Annotated in this window: 18 protein-coding genes and 1 pseudogene; 11 read left to right on the top strand and 8 right to left on the bottom strand. The window is 70.1% G+C overall.

The features are described from left to right. Positions 1-114: pseudogene (locus tag ACFWE2_RS02095) on the bottom strand (hypothetical protein); the annotation flags it as partial. 177 nt (positions 115-291) lie between these two features. Between ACFWE2_RS02095 and ACFWE2_RS02090 the strand changes: the two are divergent. Genes ACFWE2_RS02090 through araA form a run of 3 tightly spaced genes read left to right on the top strand, consistent with a single transcriptional unit; the run spans position 292 to position 4237 of the window. After that, positions 292-1959 (top strand): xylulokinase, encoded by a 1668-nt coding sequence (locus ACFWE2_RS02090; protein ID WP_377222547.1) that lies wholly within the window; start codon positions 292-294, stop codon positions 1957-1959. Next, on the top strand, positions 1956-2726 hold the full coding sequence (locus tag ACFWE2_RS02085; protein WP_377222546.1) for an L-ribulose-5-phosphate 4-epimerase: 771 nt from the start codon (positions 1956-1958) through the stop codon (positions 2724-2726). The genes ACFWE2_RS02090 and ACFWE2_RS02085 overlap by 4 nt, the downstream gene beginning before the upstream one ends. Then, complete coding sequence (araA, locus tag ACFWE2_RS02080) at positions 2723-4237, top strand: L-arabinose isomerase (RefSeq protein WP_377222545.1); 1515 nt, start codon at positions 2723-2725, stop codon at positions 4235-4237. Before ACFWE2_RS02085 ends, araA begins: the two co-directional genes overlap by 4 nt. Positions 4238-4305: 68 nt before the next feature. Here araA and ACFWE2_RS02075 read toward each other — a convergent pair whose 3' ends face one another. Continuing rightward, on the bottom strand, positions 4306-5376 hold the full coding sequence (locus ACFWE2_RS02075; protein ID WP_377222544.1) for an arabinan endo-1,5-alpha-L-arabinosidase: 1071 nt from the start codon (positions 5374-5376) through the stop codon (positions 4306-4308). A 110-nt stretch (positions 5377-5486) separates the two neighbouring features. Between ACFWE2_RS02075 and ACFWE2_RS02070 the strand changes: the two genes are divergently transcribed. Then, positions 5487-6575: a LacI family DNA-binding transcriptional regulator gene (locus ACFWE2_RS02070; protein ID WP_377222543.1), complete on the top strand. Its 1089-nt coding sequence runs from the start codon at positions 5487-5489 to the stop codon at positions 6573-6575. Positions 6576-6670: 95 nt separating this feature from the next. Here ACFWE2_RS02070 and ACFWE2_RS02065 read toward each other — a convergent pair whose 3' ends face one another. From ACFWE2_RS02065 to ACFWE2_RS02045, 5 genes are all read right to left on the bottom strand, one after another. Next, positions 6671-7339 (bottom strand): YesL family protein, encoded by a 669-nt coding sequence (locus ACFWE2_RS02065; protein WP_377222542.1) that lies wholly within the window; start codon positions 7337-7339, stop codon positions 6671-6673. Further along, positions 7336-8796: an arabinan endo-1,5-alpha-L-arabinosidase gene (locus ACFWE2_RS02060; RefSeq protein ID WP_377222541.1), complete on the bottom strand. Its 1461-nt coding sequence runs from the start codon at positions 8794-8796 to the stop codon at positions 7336-7338. The genes ACFWE2_RS02065 and ACFWE2_RS02060 overlap by 4 nt, the downstream gene beginning before the upstream one ends. Position 8797: 1 nt before the next feature. After that, the gene (locus tag ACFWE2_RS02055) at positions 8798-9718 is read right to left on the bottom strand and encodes a carbohydrate ABC transporter permease (RefSeq protein ID WP_377222540.1); all 921 of its coding nucleotides are present in this window, start codon (positions 9716-9718) and stop codon (positions 8798-8800) included. 18 nt (positions 9719-9736) lie between these two features. Continuing rightward, on the bottom strand, positions 9737-10630 hold the full coding sequence (locus tag ACFWE2_RS02050) for a carbohydrate ABC transporter permease (RefSeq protein ID WP_377222539.1): 894 nt from the start codon (positions 10628-10630) through the stop codon (positions 9737-9739). A gap of 86 nt (positions 10631-10716) precedes the next feature. Beyond that, the gene (locus ACFWE2_RS02045) at positions 10717-12066 is read right to left on the bottom strand and encodes an ABC transporter substrate-binding protein (RefSeq protein ID WP_377222538.1); all 1350 of its coding nucleotides are present in this window, start codon (positions 12064-12066) and stop codon (positions 10717-10719) included. A 517-nt stretch (positions 12067-12583) separates the two neighbouring features. Between ACFWE2_RS02045 and ACFWE2_RS02040 the strand changes: the two genes are divergently transcribed. The 6 genes from ACFWE2_RS02040 (at position 12584) to ACFWE2_RS02015 (ending at position 22031) form a co-directional block, all read left to right on the top strand. Next, complete coding sequence (locus ACFWE2_RS02040; protein WP_377222537.1) at positions 12584-13594, top strand: ABC transporter substrate-binding protein; 1011 nt, start codon at positions 12584-12586, stop codon at positions 13592-13594. A 159-nt stretch (positions 13595-13753) separates the two neighbouring features. Continuing rightward, complete coding sequence (locus ACFWE2_RS02035) at positions 13754-15280, top strand: sugar ABC transporter ATP-binding protein (RefSeq protein ID WP_377222536.1); 1527 nt, start codon at positions 13754-13756, stop codon at positions 15278-15280. Continuing rightward, positions 15277-16356 (top strand): ABC transporter permease, encoded by a 1080-nt coding sequence (locus tag ACFWE2_RS02030; RefSeq protein WP_377222535.1) that lies wholly within the window; start codon positions 15277-15279, stop codon positions 16354-16356. The genes ACFWE2_RS02035 and ACFWE2_RS02030 overlap by 4 nt, the downstream gene beginning before the upstream one ends. Next, positions 16356-17354, top strand: coding sequence for a galactofuranose ABC transporter, permease protein YjfF (gene yjfF, locus ACFWE2_RS02025; RefSeq protein ID WP_377222534.1), 999 nt, complete (start codon positions 16356-16358; stop codon positions 17352-17354). The genes ACFWE2_RS02030 and yjfF overlap by 1 nt, the downstream gene beginning before the upstream one ends. Positions 17355-17512: 158 nt before the next feature. Next, positions 17513-21133: an alpha-L-arabinofuranosidase C-terminal domain-containing protein gene (locus tag ACFWE2_RS02020; RefSeq protein WP_377222533.1), complete on the top strand. Its 3621-nt coding sequence runs from the start codon at positions 17513-17515 to the stop codon at positions 21131-21133. Positions 21134-21248: 115 nt separating this feature from the next. After that, positions 21249-22031: a GTP pyrophosphokinase family protein gene (locus tag ACFWE2_RS02015; RefSeq protein ID WP_377222532.1), complete on the top strand. Its 783-nt coding sequence runs from the start codon at positions 21249-21251 to the stop codon at positions 22029-22031. 90 nt (positions 22032-22121) lie between these two features. Here ACFWE2_RS02015 and ACFWE2_RS02010 read toward each other — a convergent pair whose 3' ends face one another. Further along, entirely contained in the window at positions 22122-23651 is a 1530-nt protein-coding gene (locus ACFWE2_RS02010) for an alpha-N-arabinofuranosidase (protein ID WP_377222531.1), read from the bottom strand. 118 nt (positions 23652-23769) lie between these two features. On the opposite strand from ACFWE2_RS02010, the gene ACFWE2_RS02005 reads away from it, so the two are divergent. Beyond that, positions 23770-24891 (top strand): LacI family DNA-binding transcriptional regulator, encoded by a 1122-nt coding sequence (locus tag ACFWE2_RS02005; RefSeq protein ID WP_377222530.1) that lies wholly within the window; start codon positions 23770-23772, stop codon positions 24889-24891. Positions 24892-25261: the final 370 nt, after the last annotated feature.

Genomic DNA, 25261 nt, shown 5'->3' with positions numbered 1-25261 from the left:
GGCGCCACTGTCCTCGCGGACGAAGAGGGACCGGTCCTCGGGCCATTCCGGGTCCATGGGGACGTAGATGCCGCCGAGCCGGGTGATGGCGAGCAGCACGGTCAGCCACTCGACGCCCCTCGGCGCCCGACGTCGTTCTCAAGGCGGACCTATTCCTACCCGGTTGTCGTAACGTATCGTGTGAGCGCTAACATTGCCGGGGGCGGTCAGGCCACGGCTTACCGTGCCGGTCGACGGACGGTGACACGAACGACGCCACGCGACGATGCGGGCAGGACGGAGCGGCCCACGATGGTGGAGCGGCAGGACGAAGGAGTGGACCGGCTCGCCGGCCTCCGGGAGGCGATCGAGCAGGGGCGGACCGCTCTCGGCATCGAGCTCGGCTCCACCAGGATCAAGGCGTGCCTCGTCGGGCCGGCGGGCGTGCCGCTCGCGAGCGGCAGCCACGACTGGGAGAACCAGCTCGTCGATGGTGTGTGGACCTACTCGCTGGACGCCGTCTGGTCGGGTCTGCGCGAGTCGGTGACAGCGCTGTTGTCGGACGTCGAGCGGCAGTACGGCGTGCGGCTGACCACGGTCGGCGCGCTGGGCGTCTCGGCGATGATGCACGGCTATCTCGCGTTCGACGAGGCCGACGAGCTGCTCGTGCCGTTCCGCACCTGGCGCAACACGAGCACCGAACGCGCCGCGACCGAGCTGACCGGCCTGTTCGGGTACAATATCCCGCTGCGCTGGTCGGTCGCTCACCTGTACCAGGCGATCCTCGACGACGAGCCGCACGTGGCGCAGGTGCGGCACTTCACCACGCTGGCCGGCTACGTGCACTGGCGCCTGACGGGGCAGCAGGTGCTCGGCGTCGGCGACGCCTCGGGCATGTTCCCGATCGACCCGGCGACGAAGAACTACGACCAGCGGATGCTGGCCCAGCTCGACGAGCTGGTGGGCGACCGCGGACCGGGCCTTGGCATCGCCGACCTGCTGCCGCGCGTCCTGCCCGCCGGAGCCGACGCCGGCGCGCTGACCGCGGAGGGCGCCGCGCTGCTGGACCCCTCAGGAACGCTGCGGCCCGGGATCCCGCTGTGCCCGCCCGAGGGCGACGCAGGGACCGGCATGGTCGCCACCAACTCCGTGGCGCCCCGCACCGGCAACGTCAGCGCCGGGACCAGCATCTTCGCGATGGTCGTCCTGGAGAAGCCGCTGGAGAGCGTGCACGAGGAGCTGGACCTGGTCACCACACCGGCCGGCGACCTGGTCGCGATGGTGCACTGCAACAACGGGGCCAGCGAGCTCGGCGCCTGGGCCGAGCTGTTCGGCCAGTTCGCCACGGCTCTCGGACAGCCGGCGGCCCCGGACGCCGTCTTCGGGGCGCTGCTGCGGTCCGCCCTGGACGGCGACGCCGACGGCGGCGGCCTGCTCGCCTACAACTACCTGTCGGGCGAGCCCATCACGGGCCTCGAGGCCGGCCGGCCGCTGTTCACGCGCACGCCCGACAGCCGGCTCACCCTCGGCAACTTCGCGCGCACGCAGGTCTACAGCGTGTTCGGCACCCTGAGCCTCGGCATGCGGGTGCTGGCCGAGGAGCAGGTGGGACTCGACTCCATGTTCGCGCACGGCGGCCTGTTCCGGACCGAGGGTGTGGCCCAGCGGCTGCTGGCCGCCGCGCTCGGCGCGCCGGTGGCCGTCGGCCGGACGGCGGGTGAGGGCGGTGCCTGGGGCATCGCGCTGCTCGCCGCCTACCGGGCGTCCGCGAACGGAGCGGCCGCCCCCGAGCAGAGCCTCGGCGCCTACCTCGGCGCCGAGGTGTTCGCGGACGCCGCGCTCGACGTCGTCGAGCCGGACGCCGGTGACGTGGCGGGCTTCTCCGCCTACCTGGAGCGCTATGGCGCGGGCCTCGCGATCGAGCGCGCCGCCGTCGAGACGCTCGGGACCCGAGGAACGACGCAGGAGAGCGACCGATGAGCAAGGCACTGACCGACTACTCGCAGGCCGTCCAGGAGGAGGTGGCGCGCGTCCGCGTGGTCGTCTCCGACCTGCACGCCGAGCTGCCGCGCTGGGGCCTCGTGGTCTGGACGGCGGGCAACGTGTCGCAGCGTGTGCCGGACCCCGACGTGCCGGACGGCAGCGCCGACCTGTTCGTCATCAAGCCCTCCGGCGTCTCTTACGACGACCTCACCCCCGCCGGCATGGTCGTGTGCGACCTCGACGGCAACCTTGTGGACGGGACGCGGTCGCCGTCGTCGGACACCGCAGCGCACGCCTACGTGTACCGGCACATGCCCGAGGTGGGCGGCGTCGTGCACACGCACTCCACGTACGCGACGGCGTGGGCCGCGCGCGGCGAGGAGGTGCCGTGCGTGCTCACGATGATGGCCGACGAGTTCGGCGGGCCCATCCCCATCGGGCCGTTCGCGATCATCGGTGACGACTCGATCGGCCGGGGCATCGTGGAGACCCTGAGCGGGCACCGCAGCCCCGCCGTCCTGATGCGCAACCACGGCCCGTTCACGATCGGCAAGGACGCGCGCGCCGCCGTGAAGGCGGCGGTGATGGTCGAGGAGGTCGCCCGCACCGTGCACATCTCCCGCCAGCTCGGCGAGCCCGTCCCGATGGAACAGCAGCACATCGACTCTCTCTACGACCGGTACCAGAACGTCTACGGCCAGCCCGCGACAACGCCGTCGGGCACCACTGCGGCCGACACCAAGAACACGGAAGGACAGGCATGAGCACCAAGCCCTACGCGGACCGTGAGGTCTGGTTCCTCACCGGGAGCCAGGACCTCTACGGCGAGGAGACCCTCGCCCAGGTCGCCGAGCAGTCGCAGGAGGTGGCCCGGGCGCTGGACGCGTCGTCGGACGTGCCGGTCAAGGTGGTGTGGAAGCCCGTCCTCAAGGACTCGGTGGCGATCCGCCGCGCCATGCTGGACGCGAACGGCGACGACAACGTCCTGGGTGTCGTGACCTGGATGCACACCTTCAGCCCCGCGAAGATGTGGATCGCGGGCCTGGACGCGCTGCGCAAGCCGCTCCTGCACCTGCACACGCAGGCCAATGTCGAGCTCCCCTGGGACGAGATCGACATGGACTTCATGAACCTCAACCAGGCCGCGCACGGCGACCGCGAGTACGCGTACATCGCAACGCGGCTCGGCGTCGCGCGGACCACGGTGGTGGGGCACGTCTCCAACCCGGCCGTCACGCGCCGGGTGGGCACCTGGGCGCGCGGCGCGGCCGGCTGGGCGGCGACGCACGAGCTCAAGCTGGTCCGGTTCGGCGACAACATGCGCAACGTGGCGGTCACCGAGGGTGACAAGACCGAGGCCGAGCTGCGGTTCGGCGTCTCGGTGAACACGCACGGGGTGAACGAGCTGGCCGCGGCGGTGGACGCCGTCGAGGAGGCCGCCATCGACAAGGTGGTGGCCGAGTACGAGGAGAGGTACGACGTCGCCCCGGAGCTCCGGGCCGGCGCCGAGCGGCACGACTCGCTGCGCTACGCCGCCCGCCAGGAGATCGCGCTGGAGGGCTTCCTGGAGGCGGCCGGCGCCAAGGCGTTCACCACCAACTTCGAGGACCTGGGCACGCTGCGCCAGCTCCCCGGGCTCGCGGTGCAGCGCCTCATGGAGAAGGGCTACGGCTTCGGCGCCGAGGGCGACTGGAAGACGGCGGTGCTCGTCCGGGCCGCCAAGGTGATGGGGCAGGGCCTCCCCGGGGGTGCGAGCCTCATGGAGGACTACACCTACGACCTCACCCCGGGCAACGAGCTGATTCTCGGCGCGCACATGCTGGAGGTCTGCCCGTCGCTGACCACCACGACGCCGCGCATCGAGATCCACCCGCTCGGTATCGGCGGCAAGGAGGACCCGGTTCGTATGGTCTTCTCCGCGGACGCCGTCGAGGGGGCGGTTGTCGTCTCGCTCGCCGACATGCGGGACCGGTTCCGCCTGACGGCCAACGTGGTCGACGTCGTCACCCCGCCGCGTGACCTGCCGAAGCTGCCGGTCGCGCGCGCGATGTGGAAGCCGCGGCCGTCGTTCGACATCTCGGCCGAGTCGTGGCTGACGGCGGGCGGCGCGCACCACACGGTCATGTCGACCGCTGCGGGGATCGAGGCGTTCGAGGTCTTCGCGAACATCGCGCGCACCGAGCTGCTGGTGATCGACGAGGACACGACGCGCCGCGGCTTCGCCGACCAGGTGCGCCACAACCAGGCGTACTACCGCCTGGCCCAGGGCCTCTGACCGTTGAGTGCTGGCTATTTGTTGTCCGGAGCCGTCTGGGACAACAAATAGCCAGCACTCAACGAGGTTCAGCGGACCACCGGCCAGCCGGCCTTCCAGCCCAGCCGGTGCAGACCGAGCGTCGGGAAGTACGGGATCTCCTCGTTGGCGCCGTCGTAGTAGTGGTACGCGAGGACGCCGTCGTGCACCGACTGGCCGCCCGGGCCGACCCTCGGGCCGCTCGACTCCAGGAGCACCGTGCCCCCGCCACCGACCATGTCGCGGCCCTCCTTGTCGAGGTACGGGCCGGTCACCTCCCGGGAACGCCCGACGACCACCTTGTAGGTGCTGTCCGCCCCGGCGCAGCAGGCGTCGAACGAGACGTACAGGTAGTACCAGCCGCCCCGCTTCTGGATGTACGGGGCCTCCACCCGGTTGCCCGGCGCGAACCGGTCGACCAGGTGGACGGCGTTCTCCAGGGCGCCGGCGACGGGCTTGCCGCTGGGCCAGGAGATCTCGACGAGGAAGATGCCGTACCAGTGCGAACCGATCGCCATGTACGGCGTGCCGTCCTTGCCGGTGACGATGCCCGCGTCGATCGCGTTGAACCCCTTGCCGTCCTCGATCGGGGCCGGGGAGGTGATGACGGGCCCCTGGTCCACCCACTCGTAGTCGGGGTCGTCCGGGTCGAGGGTGGTGTTCGTGGCGAGCGCCGTGACGGAGTTGTTGGTGCCGAAGCGGGACGCCGAGTAGTACAGGTAGTACGTGCCGTCGTGCTCGTAGACCTCGGGCGCCCAGAGGTTGCCGGGCAGGGCGCCGTCCGAGAAGTGCTCGTCGATCCAGGCTGGGATCTCGTCCCACACGGTGCCCTCGTAGGCCCAGGTGGTGCCGCGGTCGTGCGACGACCACATCTGCACGGTGCCGCCGTTCTCGCGGTTCACCAGGCCGGTCGAGTAGACCCACCAGGTGCCGTCGTCGTCGACCGTGAGCGCGGGGTCGTGGATCGGCGAGGTGTCGCCGACGACGCTGATCTCGCCGGGCTTGGCTTCCGACGCACCACCCGGTGCCCCGGCCACCGCGCCGGACGCCGGAGCGCCTGTCGCGATGGCCGCCGTGAACGCGAGCGCGCCGAGCGCCGCGAGTGGTCTGCGTGGTGACATCTTTGTCCTCCGGGTTGGTCGGGTCGCGTTGCTACGACTTCACTTCTACAACGATGTAGAGTGTAGAGGATCACTCGCTCCGAGCACCATCGTCGAAGGGCCGCGCACCGATGCCGGTGAGGATGCAGGACGTCGCGCTGCGTGCCGGCGTCTCCGTCAAGACCGTCTCGAACGTGGTGAACGGGTACCCGCACATCCGCGACTCCACCCGGCGGCGCGTCCAGGACGCGATCGACGAGCTCGGCTACCGGATGAACACCTCGGCCCGCGACCTGCGCACCCGGCGTACCGGCATGATCACGCTCAACGTGCCCGAGCTGTCGCTGCCGTACTTCGCCGAGCTCGCCGACTCGGTGATCCGTGCGGCCGACGAGCGCGGCTGGTCCGTGCTCATCGAGCAGACCGGCGCCGAGCGCGAGCGGGAGCTCGAGGTGCTCACGGGCAACCGCCGTCACCGAGGCGACGGCGTGCTCTTCTCGCCCCTCGCGCTGGGCCCCGACGACCTCGGCCACTTCGACGTCGACTTCCCGCTCGTCGTCCTCGGTGAACGGGTCTTCGGGGCGCGGGCCGACCACGTGACCATGAACAACGTGGAGGGCGCCCGGGCCGCCACGGCGCACCTGATCGCATCGGGCCGACGGCGCATCGCCGTCGTCGGCGCGCACGCGGGCGAGGTCATCGGCTCGGCGGCGCTGCGGCTGGCCGGCTACGAGCAGGCGCTCGCCGATGCCGGGATCCCGTTCGACCCGGCGCTCGTGGGCGAGGCGGGACTCTGGCACCGCTCGACCGGCGCGGAGACGATGGCCCGGCTGCTCGACTCCGGTACCCCCATCGACGCCGTGTTCGCCCTGAACGACGCGATGGCGCTCGGCGCACTGCACGCGCTGCACGAGCGGCGGATCGACATCCCCGGCGACATCGCGCTCATCGGGTTCGACGACGTCGACGACGTCCGCTACTCCGTGCCCACCGTCTCGTCGGTGGACCCGGGCCGCGACGAGATCGCGCGCACCGCCGTCGGCCTGCTGGTCGAGCGGATCACCGGCAGCACCGCACCGTTCCGGCGGGTCGTGCCCGACGCGCGGATCGTCGGCAGGGAGTCGACAGGCGACGCACCGGCGGACGGCGGCGAGCAGGTCGTGGCCGTGCTGCCCGGCCGGGCGGAGGAGATCGAGGTCAGCCCGTTGGCAGCCGGCTGACGCCAGGACAGTGCGTCTGACTCGGCACGTCGAGTACGCCGAGTCAGGCGCGTGGTCCGACCAGAGCACTGACTCGCGGTACCAGGTACGGCGAGTCAGTCAGCGGGAGCACCCGCAGTCGCGTCGATGCGGTCCAGCCGCTCGTCCACCATCCGGCCGGTGAGCCACAGCGGGACCGAGACCCCGGCGAGCAGCCCGAGCAGGGGGATCACGTACGCCACGAGCCCGCACACGCCGAGCACCACCACCGCACCCACCGCGGTGCCGGGCCCGAGCGCGGGGCTCAGCAGCAGGAAGCGCCATGTGTCGAGGGCGGACCGGTCGTAGCGCAGCACGACCCGCGGCCAGTAGGCCAGCACCACCGCACCCCAGGCGGCCACCAGGACGAGCCCGAGCTGCAGCGCGGCCCGTCCGGGGCCGTCGAGCTGCCCGAGCACGGCGAGGTCGAGCAGCAGAGCCGCGCCCCCGATCGTCAGCGGAGCGCCGAGCACGTTGGCGCGCCGCCAGCCCGCGAACCACTCCCGCCAGAACGGCCGCCAGGGGGACTCGGCGGGATCGCCGTCGAGCAGCACCGCGCTCGCCGCCCGGACCGCGGGCCACAGCCCCAGCACGAAGCCGCCCGCGACGGCGCCCAGCACGACCAGCACGTTGATCTCGACCAGGCGCGTGACCCGCCGGAGCACCCGCATGACGCCGCCGGTCCAGCCGATCTCGTCCACGGCGGACGTGTCGCGCGCCGGCTTGTCCGGCCTGAGCTCGCTCACCTGTCGTCCACCTTCGTGCCGGTCACTACCCGGCCGGCGTCGTCCGTCGCTGTCAGGCACAGGGTGGCACGGTCGCGGACGGCGTTCCAGGCGGGGAAGACGACGGCCGTCCACCGCGGGGCGGAGTCCGGCATGCCGTCAGGCCGTCCCCAGGTGAACCGGCCCGCGCCGAGCGGGCGGGCCCCGCGCACGCCGGTGAGCGCACCGTCCAGCACCTTCTCCAGCGTGCCGGTCCGGCCGTCCACCACCTTGGCGGTCGCCGCGCCGACGTCGAGCACCTCCCAGGTGCCGTCGAGCACCGCCGGGGAGACGGGCCAGGTCGCCTGGTCGTCGTTCTCGCGGCCGGGTCCCGCCCAGGGCTGCGGGGAGACCAGCGGCCAGCCGTCATGGGTCCAGACCAGCCGGCGTACCTGGACGCGGTGCTCCGTCGGGGCGTCGGCGTCGCGCACGTGGTGGACCAGGAGCTGCCGCCCGGGTTCCGTGAGGACCGACGCGTGCCCCGGCGCGAGGAGCCCCGGACCGCCGGCCAGCCGGTGGCTCGCCAGGACCGGTACCCCGACCTGCCACGGGTCGACGCCGGACGTCGCGCCCTCGCCCGCGGCCTCGGCAGCACCCGTGCCGTCGGTAGCGCCCGCCCCCTCGGTACCAGCGGCGCCGTCGGTCATCGCCCGCCCGCCCCGGTCGCGGAACGGCCCCGTGACGTCGTCGCCGACGGCGGCCCGCAGGTGGTACGTCCCGGCCAGCGAGTCGTACGAGACCAGGAGCGCCCAGCCGCCGCCCGGCCGGGGGAGGACGAAAGCGCCCTCGACGGCGCCGTCGGCGAGCCGGGGGCGGCGGGCCAGCAGCGTTCCCGGCGCGCCGCGCAGCGCACCCGGCGCGGGCGCGTCGACGACGAAGCCGGTGGCCGGGTCGACGGGCAGCGCGTAGATGCCCCCGAAGAACGAGCCGTAGACCAGCCACTGGCGGCCGCCCGGATGTTCGACGCCCGGACGCTCGACGCCCGGATGTTCGATGACGAGGTTCGCGTCTATCGCGTTCGGATGCCTGAAGCCGGCCCGGGTGGCCACGTGGTCGCTCGCGACGACGATCCCGCGATCGGTCCACGGACCCGACGGGTGCGCGGCGGTCGCGAGCCCGATCGCCGACCGCCGCGACCCGAACGTCGACGCCGAGTAGTACATGCGCCACTCCGCGGGGCCCGGCTCGCCCGCACGGACGACCTCGGGCGCCCACAGGCCCTCGGCGTGGGACCAGCCGGCGGCCGGGCCGGGGACGCCGTCGAGCGCCCAGCCGTGCAGCTCCCAGCGCACCAGGTCGCGCGAGGTGCGCACCTGGACGCCGGCCCGGACGGGACCGTCCGACCGGGCGTCCGTCGAGAACATCCAGTACGTGCCGTCGTCGTCGCGGACGACCGTGGGATCGTGGACGTGCCGGCCGCCCCAGGTGGAGGTGGTCACGTCAGCCCTTGGTGCCGGTGAGGGCGACCGACTCGATGATCTGCCGCTGGAAGACCAGGAAGATCGCGAGGATCGGCAGCAGGGCCACGAACGAGGCGGCCATGATCAGCGGATAGTCCCGCTGGGTCGCGTACTGCACGTTCATGTTGGCGATGACCACCTGGAGCGTCTGCCGCTCCGGTGTGTTCAGGTACAGGATCGGCGCCAGGTAGTCGTTCCAGACCATCATGAACCAGAGGATGAACTGGGCGGCCACCGCCGGCCGGATGACCGGGAAGATCAGCCGCCAGAAGATCTGCCAGAAGTTCGCGCCGTCGATCTTGGCCGCCTCGATGATCGAGTTCGGCACGTTCTCCAGGTACTGCCGCAGGAAGAAGATCACGAGGATGTTCCCGAAGATCGCCGGGACGATCAGCGGCAGGAGCGTGTCGACCCAGCCGATCCGCGAGAACATCACGAACTGCGGGATCATCAGGGTCGGGTACGGGATCATGATCCCGGTCAGCATGCCGATGAAGATGAGGTTGCGGAACGGCAGGCGCATCTTCGCGATGGCGAACGCCGCCATCGAGCAGGTGATCATGCCGAGCACCGTGACGGACGCCGCCACGACGAAGCTGTTCTGGAACCCGGTCAGGATGCTGGAGTCCTGCCACATCCGCACATAGGTCTCCCACTGGGGCACCTCGGGGATCCACACGGGCGGCAGGGCGAAGACCTCGTTCTTGGTCTTCAGGGACGTCGAGACCATCCAGACCAGCGGGGCGACCATGACCACCGCACCGACCGAGAGCAGGACGAAGACGAGCCAGTCGCCGATCCGGGCGCTCGCGGTCCGGCTCATCGGGGTGCGGCGGGTGGCCCTGCGGGCAGGAGGCTCGAAGCCGAGGGTGTTGCGGCGCTGGGCCGTCGTGGTACTCATGATTCCTCCGGTTCCGGCTCAGTCGATGTCGAAGCTGTTGCGCCGGTTCAGGCGGAACTGGATCAGGGTGACGACGAGGATCAGCAGGCCCAGCACGATCGCCATCGCCGTCGCATAACCCATCTGCTGGTACTTGAACGCCTGCCGCCAGATGTGCCAGACGGCGGAGGCGGTGCTGTACTCCGGTCCACCCGTCGGCGTCATGATGTTGACCTCTGTGAAGAGCTGCGCGCCGCCGATCACGTTGGTCACGACGAGGAAGAACGTCACCGGCCGGACCATGGGCAGCGTGATGGTCCGGAACCGTTGCCAGCCGTTCGCGCCGTCGAGCTGCGCGGCCTCGTAGAGCGAGCGCGGCACCGACTGGATGGCGGCCAGATACAGGATCATCGAGAACCCGAGACCCTTCCAGATCGCCATCAGGATGATCGCCGGCTTGGCCCAGAACGTGCTCGCCAGCCAGTTGGGACCGTCGACGCCTACGAGGGCCAGGGCCTGGTTGACCAGGCCGAAGTCACCGTTGTACGCCCACTGCCACAGGATGGCGATCGCCGCCAGCGACGAGATGACCGGCACGTAGTAGATGGTCCGGAACGCCGTCAGGCCCACGATCTTGCGGTTCATCGCGACGGCGAGGGCTAGCGACACGGCAAGGCCGATCGGGATGCCGATCATGTAGAAGAACGTGTTGTAGAGCGACTCGAGGAAGTTCGCGTCGCCGAACAGCCGGACGTAGTTGTCGAGCCCGACGAACCGCATGACCCCGAGTCCGTTCCAGTTCGTCAGCGACGCGTACACCGCGAAGCCGACGGGGTACAGCGTGAACAGCAGGTAGCCGATCACCGGGGCCGCGACGAAGGCGAGCGCCCAGCGGTTCTCGGACCGGTGCAGGCGTGAGGCCGAGCCAGCCATGAGGTTCCTCTCTGCGGTGGCCGTCGGGCCGTGACCCGCCGGTGTCGACCAGCTCGACCGACGGGCCACGACCCCCAGGACGAGGGCTAGTTTCCGGCGCTCGCGGCCGCGGCCTGCTCGGCCTGGTCGTTGGCCTCGTCGAGCAGGGTCTGCATGCGTGGCTCCACCTCGGCGAGGTACTCCTCGGCGGTCTGCTCACCGTCGAGGACCGGCTGGATGTTGGTCCACATCTCGTCGTACCAGGCGGCGCCGTACGTCATCGCGGCGGGCATCGGCCGGCCGTAGTCCTCGACGATGTCGAGGAACTCCTGGCGGTTGGCCGGGCTGGTGTCCTCCTCGGCGGCCCACTCGGCCGCCATGTCCTTGAGGTTGGGCACCTGGATACCGGCGTCGACGAGGGTCTGCTGCGCGGTCTCGTCCGCGGACAGGTAGGTCACCAGCTCGACGGCCTCCTCCGGCATGGCGGTCGTGGCCGAGACGCCGATGCCGAGCGAGCCGATCCACGTGGCGGGCTCGCCCGTCGACCCGGCGGGGAAGGGGATGAGGTCGTAGTCGAAGTCGAGCTCGTTGTAGGTGCTCACGTCCCACGGACCCACGGGGAAGAAGGCGATCTGGCCCTCCATCCAGCGCTGGTAGGTGTCCAGCGTGGCCGCCTGCTCGGCGTTCGGGGTCACCTCGTCCACTGCGGTCAGGTCGGCGATGTACTGCAGCGCCTCGGCCATCTCGGGGGTGTCGACGGTGACCTCGGTGCGGTCCTCGTTGGTCCAGTCGGCGCCGTTGCTCCAGGCGAAGCCCTGCATGTTCCACTGGACGTTGAGGCCGGTGCCCCACTGGTCGATCTCCTGGTCACCGTCGGTGTCCTTGGTGACCTTCTTCAGCACGTCGAGCCACTCGTCCCAGGTGTAGGGCTCGTCCGCGCTCGGCAGCTCGATGCCTTCGGCCTCGAGTATCGTCTTGTTGTAGCCCATGGCGAACGGGCCGACGTCCTTCGGCAGGCCGTAGAGCGCGCCGTCGGGCGTGCCCTGGAGCCTGCCGTCGTAGCGGTAGGAGTCGACGCCGTAGTCCCACAGGTTGTCCAGGTCCACGCCGGACGCCTCGACGTGGTCGGTGATGTCGAGCAGGACCCCCGAGGTGACGTACGACTGCAGGTTCGCCTGCTCGATGTAGAAGACGTCGGGCACGTTGTTGCCGGAGATCGCCGCCTGGAGCTTGGTGGCGTACTGGTCGGCGTCGGTGACGATGACCTCTACCTCGACACCGGTCTCCTCGGAGAACCTGTCGATGGCCTCCTGGTAGGCGGCCTTCTCGTCCTCGCCGCCGCGGAACATGAAGGTGAGCTTGCCGTCGTCGTCAGTTCCCGAACCAGCGCCGCAGGCGGCGGTGGAGGCCAGGACCAGTCCGGCGACGATGCCGGTGGTCAGGCGTGACTTCCTCATCACGGTTCCTCTCGTGAGCCGGGCCGCTGGGTGCGGGTGGTGCCGCCGGAGGTGGCGGGCACAACGTGTCGCGGAGCGTGCCGGTTGTCTCTTCGACCTTGAAGTTACATCGATGGAGAATCGATGCGGCACACGCTAGCACCATCTCTACAACGATGTATACGCCCCGGCGGGACCGACGCTGTGGCGGGGCTCGCGGCGAACCGGTCGCCGACCGGGCCCGTGGTTCCTCGACGACGACACCGGCGTCCCGCCGCAGCCCAGCGCCTCAGTGAAGGCCGGAGACGAACGGTCGCGCGGAGCCGCTCCCGACCCCCTTGGTCGATGCCGCACCACGTCGGGGAGTGGGCCCGACGTCCGGATCCGGTTGTTCCGGTACTGGGCGAAACACTGCAGACTCGTTACTGGACCGTGACGTCACGCACTATGAATCCGGGCCATGTGAGCGCTAACATTCGAGGCGGGCAAATAGCCGCAAGTCCTTGCACGACGCAGTGCAGGATCTCAAGGAGGAGACATGGCACGCACGACCCTGACCCGCACCGTTCTGGCCGCGGTGTCCGTAGCCTCGCTGTTCGCGCTGAGCGCCTGCGCATCTGACGCGGGTGGCGACCCCGCAGGCGGAGGCGAGACCGCCGGCGGCGGCGCCGACGACGGCGTCATCACCCTCGGCTTCTCGCAGGTGGGCGCCGAGTCCGGGTGGCGGGCCGCGAACACCAAGTCCATCCAGGACACGCTCACCGCGGAGAACGGCTTCGAGCTCAAGTTCTCCGACGCGCAGCAGAAGCAGGAGAACCAGATCCAGGCGATCCGCTCGTACATCACGCAGGGCGTGGACGTCATCGCGTTCTCCCCCGTGGTCGAGACGGGCTGGGACCCGGTGCTCCAGGAGGCCAAGGCCGCGGGGATCCCCGTGATCCTGACCGACCGCGCCGTCGACTCGAGCGACGAGACCCTCTACGAGTCGTTCATCGGCTCCGACTTCGTCAAGGAGGGTGAGATGGCCGGCGAGTGGGTCGCCGAGAACTTCGACGGCGACGGCCTCAAGGTCGTGGAGCTGCAGGGCACAACGGGCTCGGCCCCGGCGATCGACCGCAAGGAGGGCTTCGAGGCCGCGATCGAGGGTACGGACGTCGAGATCATCGACAGCCAGACCGGTAACTTCACGCGTGCCGAGGGCAAGACCGTCATGGAGGGCTTCCTCAACAAGCACGACGACATCGACCTCGTGTTCGCGCACAACGACGACATGGGGCTCGGCGCGATCGAGGCCATCGAGGCGGCAGGCAAGGTGCCGGGCGAGGACATCCAGATCGTCACGATCGACGCGGTCAAGGACGGCATGCAGGCGCTCGCCGACGGCAAGATCAACTACATCGTCGAGTGCAACCCGCTGCTCGGCCCGGACCTGGCGGAGATCGCCAAGAAGGTCGTCGCCGGTGAAGAGGTCGAGAAGCGCATCGTCGTCAAGGACGAGGCGTTCGACCAGGCCGCGGCCAAGGAAGCGCTCCCGACGCGCGAGTACTGACGTCCGTGTCGCCGAGGTAGAGCGACTGTCCGGACACCCGCTCTACTTCGGCGATCGAGCCACGCCGAGGTAGAGCGCGCGTCCGGACAGGCGCTCTACCTCGGCGACGGGGCGACGTAGCCCTCACGCGCCGCAGCACGCCAGACAAGAAGGTCGAGGATGACCAAGCAGACAGCACCAGCCGTCGTCGAGATGACCGGCATCAGTGTCGAGTTCCCCCCGGTGAAGGCCCTCGACGGGGTCGACTTCCGCCTACGGCCCGGCGAGATCCATGCCCTCATGGGCGAGAACGGCGCCGGCAAGTCCACCCTGATCAAGGCCCTCACCGGTATCTACTCGCCGACGGCGGGGACGATAGTGGTCGACGGCGTCGAACGCCGGTTCACCGGCCCCGCCGACGCGCGGGCACACGGCATCAGCACCGTGTACCAGGAGGTGAACCTCTGCGAGAACCTCACCGTCGCGGAGAACATCATGCTCGGCGCCGAGCCGCGGCTGCTGGGCGGCCTGAACTGGTCGGCGATGCGCCGTCAGGCCGCGTCGCACCTGGAGCGCATGGGTCTGGACATCGACCCGGCGTCGTCGCTCGGGTCGCACTCGCTCGCGGTGCAGCAGCTCGTCGCGATCTGCCGCGCCACGGTGGGCGACTGCAAGGTGCTCATCCTCGACGAACCCACCTCCAGCCTCGACACCGACGAGGTGGCGCACCTGTTCACCGTCATGCGCACGCTGCGTGACGAAGGCGTCGCCATCCTGTTCGTGAGCCACTTCCTCGACCAGATCTACGAGGTCTCCGACCGGATGACGGTGCTGCGCAACGGCGGCCTGGTGGGGGAGTACGTCACCGCCGACCTGCCGGCCGCCGAGCTGGTCCAGCACATGATCGGCCGCTCCATGGAGGTCCTGGAGGCCGCGGAGGAGGTGCTCGAGCACACCGAGCGACCCGCCGACGCCACCCCGCTGCTCCAGGTGATCGGCCTCGGCCGCAAGGGCTCGGTACAGCCTTTCGACCTCGAGCTCTACGAGGGCGAGGTGGTCGGCCTCGCCGGTCTGCTCGGCTCGGGCCGCACGGAGCTGGCACGCCTGCTCACGGGCGCCGAACGGGCCGACGTCGGCGAGACCCGTGTCACCGGAGCGCCGGCCCGCCTGCGCACGCCGCGCGCGGCCATGAGCCACGGCATCGCCTACACCTCGGAGGACCGCAAGGGCGAGGGCGTCGTCGACGGCCTCACCGTGCGGGAGAACATCGTGCTCGCCCTGCAGGCGCGGCGCGGCTGGATCCGGCCGCTGCCCCGCAAGCAGGTCGACGAGCTGGTCGCGTCGTACATCAAGCAGCTCGGGATCCGGCCGGCCAACCCCGAGGCGCTGCTGCGCAACCTGTCGGGCGGCAACCAGCAGAAGGTGCTGCTCGCGCGGTGGCTCGCCACGGCGCCGCAGCTGCTCGTCCTGGACGAACCCACCCGCGGCATCGACGTCGGCGCCAAGGCTGAGATCCAGAAGCTCGTCGCCGACCTGGCGGCCGAGGGCATGTCCGTCGTCTTCATCTCGGCGGAGCTCGAAGAAGTGCTGCGTATATCCCACCGCATCGCCGTGATGCGGGACCGTCGCAAGGTGGCGGAGATCGATGGAGGAGGAGCCACGATGGACCAGGTGGTCGACCTCATCGCCGGAGGTGGGACGAAGTGACGAACATCCTGCGCCACCACCTCTTCTGGCCGGTCGCGGCCCTGGTCGCCCTGCTGGTGGCCAACACGATCGCCCGGCCGAGCTTCCTGGCGATCACGATCCGGGACGGGCACCTGTTCGGTGCCCCGATCGACATCCTCCGGACCACCGCGCCGCTCCTGCTCGTCGCCCTCGGCATGACCCTGGTCATCGCAACGCGCGGCATCGACCTCTCGGTCGGCGCCGTGGTGGCGGTCTCGGGTGCCGTCGCGCTGTCGCACATCGCGTCGTCGCCGGACCCCGAGTCGCCGGTGACGGTGCTCACCGCCATCGGCCTGGCCCTCGCGCTGTGCCTGGTGCTCGGCGTGTGGAACGGGTTCCTGGTCTCGGTGCTCGGCATCCAGCCGATCATCGCGACGCTCATCCTGATGACCGCGGGCCGCGGCGTCGCGATGCTCATCACGGGCGGCATGATCACCACGATCAACAGTGCGCCGTTCAAGGTGCTCGGTTCGGGGTTCTGGCTCGGGCTGCCCGTCGCCGCGGTCCTCGCGTTCGGCGTGTTCGCGGTGGTCGCGTTCGTGGTGCGGCGTACCGCGCTCGGCATGCTCCTGGAGGCGACCGGCATCAACCCGGCCGCGAGCCGCCTCTCCGGCGTCCGCTCCAGGACGCTGACCTGGACCGTGTACACGGCATCGGGCCTGTTCGCCGGCCTGGCGGGCCTGCTCATCAGCGCCGACACCATGGCCGCCGACGCGAACAACGCCGGCGTGTTCATCGAGCTCGACGCCATCCTGGCGGTCGTGATCGGCGGGACCGCGCTCTCGGGCGGCAAGTTCAACCTGTCGGGCACCCTGGTGGGCGCGCTCGTCATCGCCACCCTCGAGCGCACCGTGACCGTCCTCGGCATCTCGCCGCTGGTCACGCCCCTGTTCATGGCGCTCGTCGTCATCGCGGTCACCCTGCTCCAGTCGCCCCGGATGCGGGAGCGGCTGACGGCCGCAGCACGTAGACCGGCCGTACGGCGGCCGGCCGCCACGACGCCGGCCGAGCCGCAGTCCGCTGCGCACCCTGACTCGACGGAGGTGAAGGCCTGATGGCTACGTCGGCCCCCGTGCGCGCCTCGCGCACGCCGAAGATCCCGACCCGGCTGGACCGGCGCTACCTCCCTGTGCTGGGCACGTTCGTCGTGCTGGCGCTCATGCTGGTCGTGGGCGGCACCCGGTACGAGAACTTCCTGACGCCCGCGGTGGTGTCCAACCTGTTCATCAACAACGCGCACCTCATCGTGCTCGCAGTCGGCATGACCTTCGTGATCCTGACCGGCGGGATCGACCTGTCGGTCGGCTCGGTGCTGGCCCTGTCCACGGTGGTCACCGCGGCGCTGCTCCAGGCGGGTCTGCCGCCCGCGGTGGTGATCCCGCTCGCCGTCGGCGCCGGGACGGTCATCGGCCTGGCGCACGGCGTGATGGTGCAGTACTTCCAGGTGCAGCCGTTCGTCGCGACGCTCGCCGGCATGTTCCTCGCCCGCGGCCTGTGCTTCCTCATCGCGCCGGAGTCCATCGCCATCAACAACGCGTCGTTCGGCGAGCTCGCGAGCTGGGTCCAGATCTTCGGCGGCTGGCGGATGTCGTCCGGCGTGCTCATCGCGCTGATCGTCGTGGGCCTCGGCTTCCTCGCGTTGCACTTCACTCGGTTCGGCCGCACGGTGTACGCGATCGGTGGCGGCGAGCAGTCCGCGCTGCTCATGGGCCTGCCCGTCGCCCGGACCAAGGTGCTCGCCTACGTGGTGAGCGGCACGTGCGCGGGGCTCGGCGGTCTGTTGTTCGCCATGTACTCGCGGTCGGGCTACTCGCTGACCGGAGTCGCGATGGAGCTCGACGCCATCGCCGCGGTGGTCATCGGCGGAACGCTGCTGACGGGCGGCACCGGCTTCGTGCTCGGCTCCGTGCTGGGTGTGCTGGTGCTCGGCCTGATCCAGACGATCATCACCTTCGAGGGCACCCTCAGCTCGTGGTGGACCAAGATCGTGATCGGCGTGCTGCTGCTGATCTTCGTGGCCCTCCAGCGCATCCTGACGCTCCGCCGGACGTAGTTGGACCAGGCTGCTGACTCGGCGCACCGAGTACGCCGAGTCAGCAGCGCTGTCGGACCGGCTTGCTGACTCGGCGTACGCGGTACGTCCAGTCAGCGAGCCGGTTCCGTCATCGCAAGACCCCACCCACAGCGACGTGACGAAGGGATCGACACGACATGGATCTACAACGATATAGAAGAGGTGTGCTGGCCACCGGCGCCGCGCTCGCGGTGAGCCTCGCGGGAGCGGTGGCGCCGTCCGTCGCCGCGTCGGGCGCCGCGCCGGCGTCGTCCACCGCGACGGCAACGGCTGCGGACGGCGAGTACGCCGCCTACTTCTTCCCCTACTTCACCGGCGAGTCCACGGCCGACGGCGAGACCATCTCGTTCGCCGTCTCGAACGGTCCTGACCCGCTGGAGTGGACCACGCTCAACGGCGGCGAGCCGGTGCTCACCTCCACGCTGGGCACCAAGGGCCTGCGTGACCCGTTCCTGATCCGGGGCGGCGACGGCACCTACTACCTGCTCGCCACGGACCTGCAGATCTACGGCGGCGGCAACTTCGGCGACGCCCAGGAGACGGGCAGCCGCTCGCTGATGGTCTGGGAGTCCACGGACCTCGTGAACTGGGGCGAGCAGCGCGAGATCGAGCTCGCCCCCGAGAACGCGGGCAACCTGTGGGCGCCCGAGGCGTACTGGGACGAGGCGGCGGGCGAGTTCGTCGTCTACTGGGCCTCGGCGCTCTACCCGGCCGACGTCCCGCCCGCCGAGCGCGACATCCACGACTCCTACCAGCGCATGCTGTACGCGACCACCACCGACTTCGAGACGTTCTCTGAGCCCAAGCCCTGGATCGACGAGCCGCAGGGCGACGGCCTCGGCATGATCGACTCCACGGTCCAGGAGGAGGACGGCGTCTACTACCGCCTCACCAAGGACGAGTCGTACATGGGGATGCGGCAGGAGTCGTCCACCGACCTGCGCCGCACCCAGGGCGTCACCGAGGGCGACGGCTGGGACCTGATCAAGGAGCGCGTCGGGTTCGGGCAGCCCAACCCCTGGGGCGGCACGTTCACCGGCGGTGAGGGGCCGACGCTGTTCCCCTCGCTCACCGACGACCGCTGGTTCCTCCTCCAGGACCAGCCGAGCTACCACGGCGGCCAGGGCTACATGCTGTTCGAGTCCGACGACCTGAGCAGCGGCGAGTGGACCGCCAACCTCGACGCGATCCTGCCCGCGAGCCCCCGGCACGGGACCGTCCTGCCGATCACGGCGGAGGAGCGGGAGCGCCTGCTGGCCGCGTACCCGCCGGCCGAGACCCCGGTGCAGGAGCACACGCTCGACGTCGACGCCGCGGCAGCGGGCACCGAGATGAGCGACGACCTGTACGGCGTCTTCTACGAGGACATCAACTACGCGGCCGACGGCGGCCTGTACGCCGAGCTGGTCCGGAACCGGTCCTTCGAGTTCGCCGCGACGGACAACGCGAGCTTCACCGGCATGACGGGCTGGGACGTCGTGCAGCGGCGCGGGTCGACGGGCACGGCGGTGGTGGAGTCCGAGCGGGACAAGTGGCTGAACGACGCCAACCGCGCGTACCTGACCGTCAAGGCGGACGGACCCGGCGTCGGCGTGCGTAACGCGGGCTACAACGAGGGCTTCGCGATCGAGAAGGGCAAGAAGTACGACTTCTCGGTGTTCGCGCGCACCGGCCGGGCCCAGCAGCTACGGGTCAGCCTGGAGTCGCCGGACGGTGCCACGACGTACGCCGCCGTCGTGGTGGGTGTGGACAACTCCAACAAGTGGAAGAAGCGCACGGCCAGGCTGACCGCGAGCCGTACGGCCGACGACGCCCGCCTCGTGGTGACGGTCGGCCGGGAGAGCACGATGCGCCTGGACATGATCTCCCTGTTCCCGCGCGACACGTGGGACGGCCCCGTCAACGGGCGCTCGACGCTGCGCGCGGACCTCGCGCAGAAGGTCGCCGACCTGGAGCCGTCCTTCCTGCGGTTCCCGGGCGGCTGCGTCACCAACGTCGGCACGTTCGACACCTATCTGGAGTCGGACGGCGCGGACCGCCGTCGGACGTACCAGTGGAAGGAGACGATCGGGCCGGTCGAGGAGCGGCCGACCAACTGGAACTTCTGGGGCTACAACCAGACCTACGGCCTGGGCTACCTCGAGTACTTCGAGTTCGCCGAGGACCTGGGCGCGACGCCGCTGCCCGTGCTGTCCGTCGGCGCCAACGGCTGCGGCAGCAACATCCCCGAGATGACCGACGACGTCCGCATCGACCGCTGGGTGCAGGACACCGTCGACCTCATCGAGTTCGCCAACGGGTCCGTGGACACCGAGTGGGGCGCCAAGCGCGCCGCGCTGGGCCACCCCGAGCCGTTCGACCTGAAGTACATCGGGCTGGGCAACGAGGAGAACACCGACACGTTCCAGGCGAACTTCCCGCGGTTCCGGGACGCCGTCGAGGCGGCCCACCCCGAGGTCACCGTGATCTCCAACTCCGGCCCGGACGACACCGGCGCCCGGTTCGACGAGCTGTGGGAGTTCAACCGCGAGCAGGGCGTCGCGATGGTCGACGAGCACTACTACAACGACCCGTCGTGGTTCCTGTCGAACACGGAGCGGTACGACTCCTACGACCGTGCGGGTCCGCACGTGTTCCTCGGCGAGTACGCCTCGCGCGGCAACGCCTGGTCGAACGCGCTGTCCGAGGCCGCGTACATGACCGGTCTGGAGCGGAACTCCGACGTCGTCGAGCTGGCGTCGTACGCCCCGATGTTCGCCAACGAGGACTACGTCCAGTGGTCCCCGGACATGATGTGGTTCGACAACGACGAGTCGTGGGGCTCGACGTCGTACTGGACACAGAAGATGTTCATGACGAACACGGGCGACCAGGTGGTCCCGTCAACGCACGACGGCCCGGAGGAGACGCCGGCGGACATCTCGGGCGGCGTCTTCCTGTCGACCTGGAACACCCAGGCCGCCTACGACGACGTCAAGGTGACCGACAACGAGTCGGGCGAGGTGCTGTTCTCCGACTCGTTCGACGACGCCGCTCAGTGGGAGCCGCAGGCCGGGACCTGGGGCGTCACCGGAGGCGAGTACGTGCAGTCGGCGGGCAACGTCACCGACGCCCGGTCGATCATCACCGACGCGTACACGAAGGACTGGGACAACTACACCCTGGAGCTCGACGCCCGGAAGCTGGGCGGCAGCGAGGCGTTCCTCGTCGGGTTCGCCGCGGGCGGCCGGGACGACTTCTACTGGTGGAACCTGGGCGGCTGGCACAACACCCGCCAGGCGCTGCAGCGGGCCGACGGCGGCGGCGCGGGCGAGGTGGCGGCCGTGGAGGGGCACCGTATGGAGACGGGCCGGGACTACCACCTGAAGATCGTGGTCTCCGGGCGGACCATCAAGCTCTACCTCGACGGCGCGCTGCAGATGACGTACACCGAGCCGACCACCGAGTCGCTGTACCAGGTGGTCACGCAGGACGCAGAGACCGGCGAGCTGGTGCTCAAGGTCGTCAACCCGTACGAGTCGGTGGCACGTACGGCGGTGAACGTCGACGGGTACGCGGTCGACGGCGACGCCGAGGTGATCGAGATGAGCGGGGCGCCGTCGGCCAGGAACACCAAGACGCAGCCGGAACGGATAGTGCCGGTGGAGGGCAGGGCGACGCTCGACGTGTCGGCGTCGGCCGGCCGCTCGGAGTTCAGCTACGACTTCCCGGCCCACTCGATCACGTTCCTCCGGCTCAAGGAGGCCAACGGCAGCTGACCCAGGTCTGTCACTGGTCGAGCTCGTCGGATCCAGGTCTCGACGAGCTCGACCGCCGTTGACGGACCTCCGCTTGAGCCCCACAGCGTCACCCGCAAGCCGTACGGTGGACCCCGTGAGCACGCTGCCCGAGGACCTCCGGGAACACCCGACACCAGATCCAGCCGAGCTCCGGAAGCTGGTCGCAGAGCTGCGCCGCCTGGTGCTGACCTACAAGTTCGGGATCGACGAGGTGATGACCAAGGTCTCGATCCTGCGCGACGAGTTCCGGCACATGCAGAACTACAACCCCGTCGAGCACGTGGGTTCGCGGCTCAAGTCGTTCGAGTCGATAGTCGCCAAGTGCCGCCGCAAGGGCATCCCGCTGACGCCGGACGGCGTCCGGGCGAAGATGTTCGACATCGCCGGCGTCCGGATCACCTGCAGCTTCGTCAACGACATCTACCTGGTCCGCGACATGCTGCTCAAGCAGGCGGACCTGACGCTGCTGGAGGAGCGCGACTACATCAAGCACCCGAAGGCGACCGGGTACAAGTCGCTCCACCTCATCGTGCAGATCCCGGTGTACCTGTCCGACCGGGTCGAGGACGTCGTCGTCGAGATCCAGCTCCGCACCATCGCCATGGACTTCTGGGCGAGCCTCGAGCACAAGATCTACTACAAGTACGACGGCGACGTGCCCCGCCACCTCACGGACTCGCTCAAGCTCGCGGCGGACGTCGCCTGGTCGCTGGACACCTCGATGGAGCGCATCCACGACGAGGTCAAGGCCATCTCGGGCGACGAGGAGCCGGTGACGAGCCGGCACAACCTGCACACCCCGGAGGAGATGCTGCGCGACTTCTGGCGGGCCGCGGAGGCGGACGGCGGTTTCGACCTCGGCCGACCGGCGGAGTAGAGCGCACGTCGGGACGCACGCTCTACCTCGGCGAACCCGGGCCCGCGAGGTAGAGCACCCGTCCGGACGGGTGCTCTACCTCGGCGAATTTCAGTGGGTCGTGAGGGTTCCCGAGAGCGCCGTCCAGGACTCCGGGAGGAGGGTCACCTTCGTCGTCGCGCCGTCGCCCGCGGCGACGCGGCCCGCGACGTCGAACTCGCCCCAGTGCTCCGTGGTCACCTTCTCGGCATGCTCCGGCCCGGCGACGGCGGGGTCGTGGTCGGCCGTCATGGCCCAGCCCTCGGTGACGTCCAGCGCCGCGCCCAGGTGGGCCAGCTCCACCTCTACCGGCTCGGCGGAGCGGTTGGTCAGGAACAGCGCGACGGCGCCGTCGGCCAGGGTCGCCGCCGCCGTGACCGCGGGGACCTCGCCGTGGTCCTTGGTGGTGATGGTGGACGTGGTCACGCGCAGGTCGAGCGCCTCGCCCCGCGCCAGGCGCGCCGTCGTCGCGAAGGGGTGGTAGGTCGGCTGCCGCCAGGCCTCGCCGCCCGGTTCGGTCATGATCGGCGCGATCACGTTGACGAGCTGCGCGAGGCACGCGACCGGCACCCGGTCCGCATGGTTCAGCAGCGTGACCAGCAGGTCGCCCACCACGACGGCGTCGAGCCCGGAGTAGACGTCCTCGATGATGCGGGGCGCGTCCCTCTGGACCGGCAGGTTGTCCTCGCCCGGGAAGCGGCTCTGGTACCAGACGTTCCACTCGTCGAACGAGATGGTGATCTTCTTGTCCGAGCGGTGCTGCGCGCCCACGGCGTCGGCCGACGCCACGACCCGCTCGATGAACCGGTCCATCGCCGTGCCCGACCCGAGGAACGACGCGCGGTCGCCGTCCCGCTCGTGGTAGTAGGCGTGCATCGAGATGTGGTCGACGAGGTCGTACGTGTACTCCAGGACCGTGCGCTCCCACTCGCCGAACGTCGGCATCTCCATGGAGGACGACCCGCACGCCACCAGCTCGATCGACGGGTCCACCTGCTTCATCGCGCGCCCCGCGTTGCGGGCGAGCTTGCCGTACTCGTGCGCGTCCTTGCGTCCGACCTGCCAGGGGCCGTCCATCTCGTTGCCCAGGCACCAGAGCTTGACGCCGTACGGCTTCTCGCGGCCGTTCGCGATGCGCAGGTCTGCCCAGCGGGTGCCCGCCTCCCCGTTGCAGTACTCGAGCAGGGCCACCGCCTCCTCGACGCCGCGGGTGCCGAGGTTGACGGCCATCATGGGCTCGATGCCCTCGCGCTCGGCCCACTGCAGGAACTCGTCGGTGCCGACCACGTTGGGCTCGACCGTGCGCCACGCGAGATCGAGGAACGGCTTGCGCTGCTCGACGGGCCCGACGGCGTCCTCCCACCGGTAGTTCGAGACGAAGTTGCCGCCCGGGTACCGGACGGTCGTGACGCCGAGCTCGCGCGTCAGGTCGGCGACGTCGCGGCGGAAGCCGTTGCTGTCGGACGTCGGGTGGCCCGGTTCGTAGATGCCCGTGTAGACGGCACGCCCGAGGTGCTCCACGAAGGAGCCGAACAGGCGGCGGTCGACGGTGCCGACGGTGAAGTCGGGGTGCAGCAGCACGCGGGTACGGGAGGTCGTCATTGTTCCTCGCTGGATCGGTCGGTGTTTCTACAACGATGAACATTAGCCGATCGGCGACGCGCGAGCGACGACGGTCCTCTACCCTGTGGGAAAAACTCGCCGAGTGGAGGCTGGCAGCGTGGCTGTGACGATGCACGACGTGGCGCAGCGCGCAGGCGTGTCGATCAAGACGGTGTCCAACGTGGTGAACGGCTACCCGTACATCCGCGCCGCGACCCGTGAGCGGGTCCAGGCCGCCATCGAGGACCTGGGCTACCGCGTCAACATGTCCGCCCGGAACCTCCGCACGCGGCGCACGGGGCTGATCACCCTTGCGGTCCCCGAGCTCTCGCTCCCGTACTTCGCGGAGCTCGCCGACTCGGTCATCTCCGCCGCTGACTCGGCTGGATGGACCGTGCTGATCGAGCAGACGAGCGCCAGCCGTGAGCGCGAGACCGACGTGCTCTCGGGCCGGCGCAGGCACCTCACGGACGGGCTGATCTTCTCGCCGCTCGCGCTCGGCCCCGACGACATCGCCCTGTTCGCCGTCGACTTCCCGATAGTGATCCTGGGCGAGCGCGTCTTCGGCGCCCCCGCCGACCACGTGACGATGAACAACGTGGCGGCGGCCAAGGCGGCGACCCTGCACCTGGCGTCGCTCGGCCGCCGTCGGATCGCGCTGATCGGGGGGCACGAGGGGGAGCGGGTCGGGTCCGCGGCGCTGCGCACCACCGGCTACCTGGAAGGCCTGGCGGAGGCCGGCCTGCCGCACGATCCGGCGCTCATCGGGGAGGCGGGCCTCTGGCACCGCTCCACCGGCGCGGAGGCGATGCGCCGCATGCTCGACGAGGGCGTCGAGATCGACGCGGTCTTCGCGCTCAACGACGCGCTCGCCCTCGGCGCCCTGCACGCCCTGCACGCGCACGGGATCGACGTCCCGGGCCAGGTGGCGCTCATCGGGTTCGACGACGTCGACGACGCGAAGTACGCGGTTCCCGCGCTGTCCTCCGTGGACCCGGGCCGGGACCAGATCGCGCGCACCGCCGTCGAGCTGCTGCTTGAGCGCATCGGCGCCACCGGCGACCCGGCGCCGTTCCGGAGGGTGGTACCGGACTCGCGGATCATCGGACGGGAGTCGACGGGCGACGTCGTACCGGGCCAGGACAGCCGCGTCGTGGGCGTCCAGCCGGGCGGCACGGAGCTCGTGCAGGTGGTCGGCGAGGCGCCGGGCGGCCGGCAGCTCGAACAGCCGATCTCCTGACAGCGGGTGAGATCCGGCGCCTCGTCCGGGTGATCTTGCCGCTGCCGCGACCCGGGATGGGCACTGTGCTGCTGCTCACTACCGGCGCCGCGGGCGCGTTCGACCCGGTGGGCCTGCTGGTCGCAGCCCTCTCTCCAGCAGAAGCCCTGGTAGGGCGGGCTGTCGCCAGGGGTGTCCGGTGGGGCGGACTACCCAGGACGACGGTTCCCGGATTCAAGAGTTGACTGTATCGATGCCGTAACCATCCAGTAAGTTCCCCTTACCGGCCCTCGACCACGGCTACGGTGGGCACGGTCACCGGTCGGTTCTGGCTAAGTTCAGCCGACCCGGTTTTGACCAACGGACGTGTGAGCGTTCACAATCTGTTGCG

Source organism: Promicromonospora sp. NPDC060271 (assembly GCF_042726755.1).
GTDB lineage: Bacteria > Actinomycetota > Actinomycetes > Actinomycetales > Cellulomonadaceae > Promicromonospora.
This window is presented reverse-complemented; position numbering and strand designations above follow the sequence as displayed.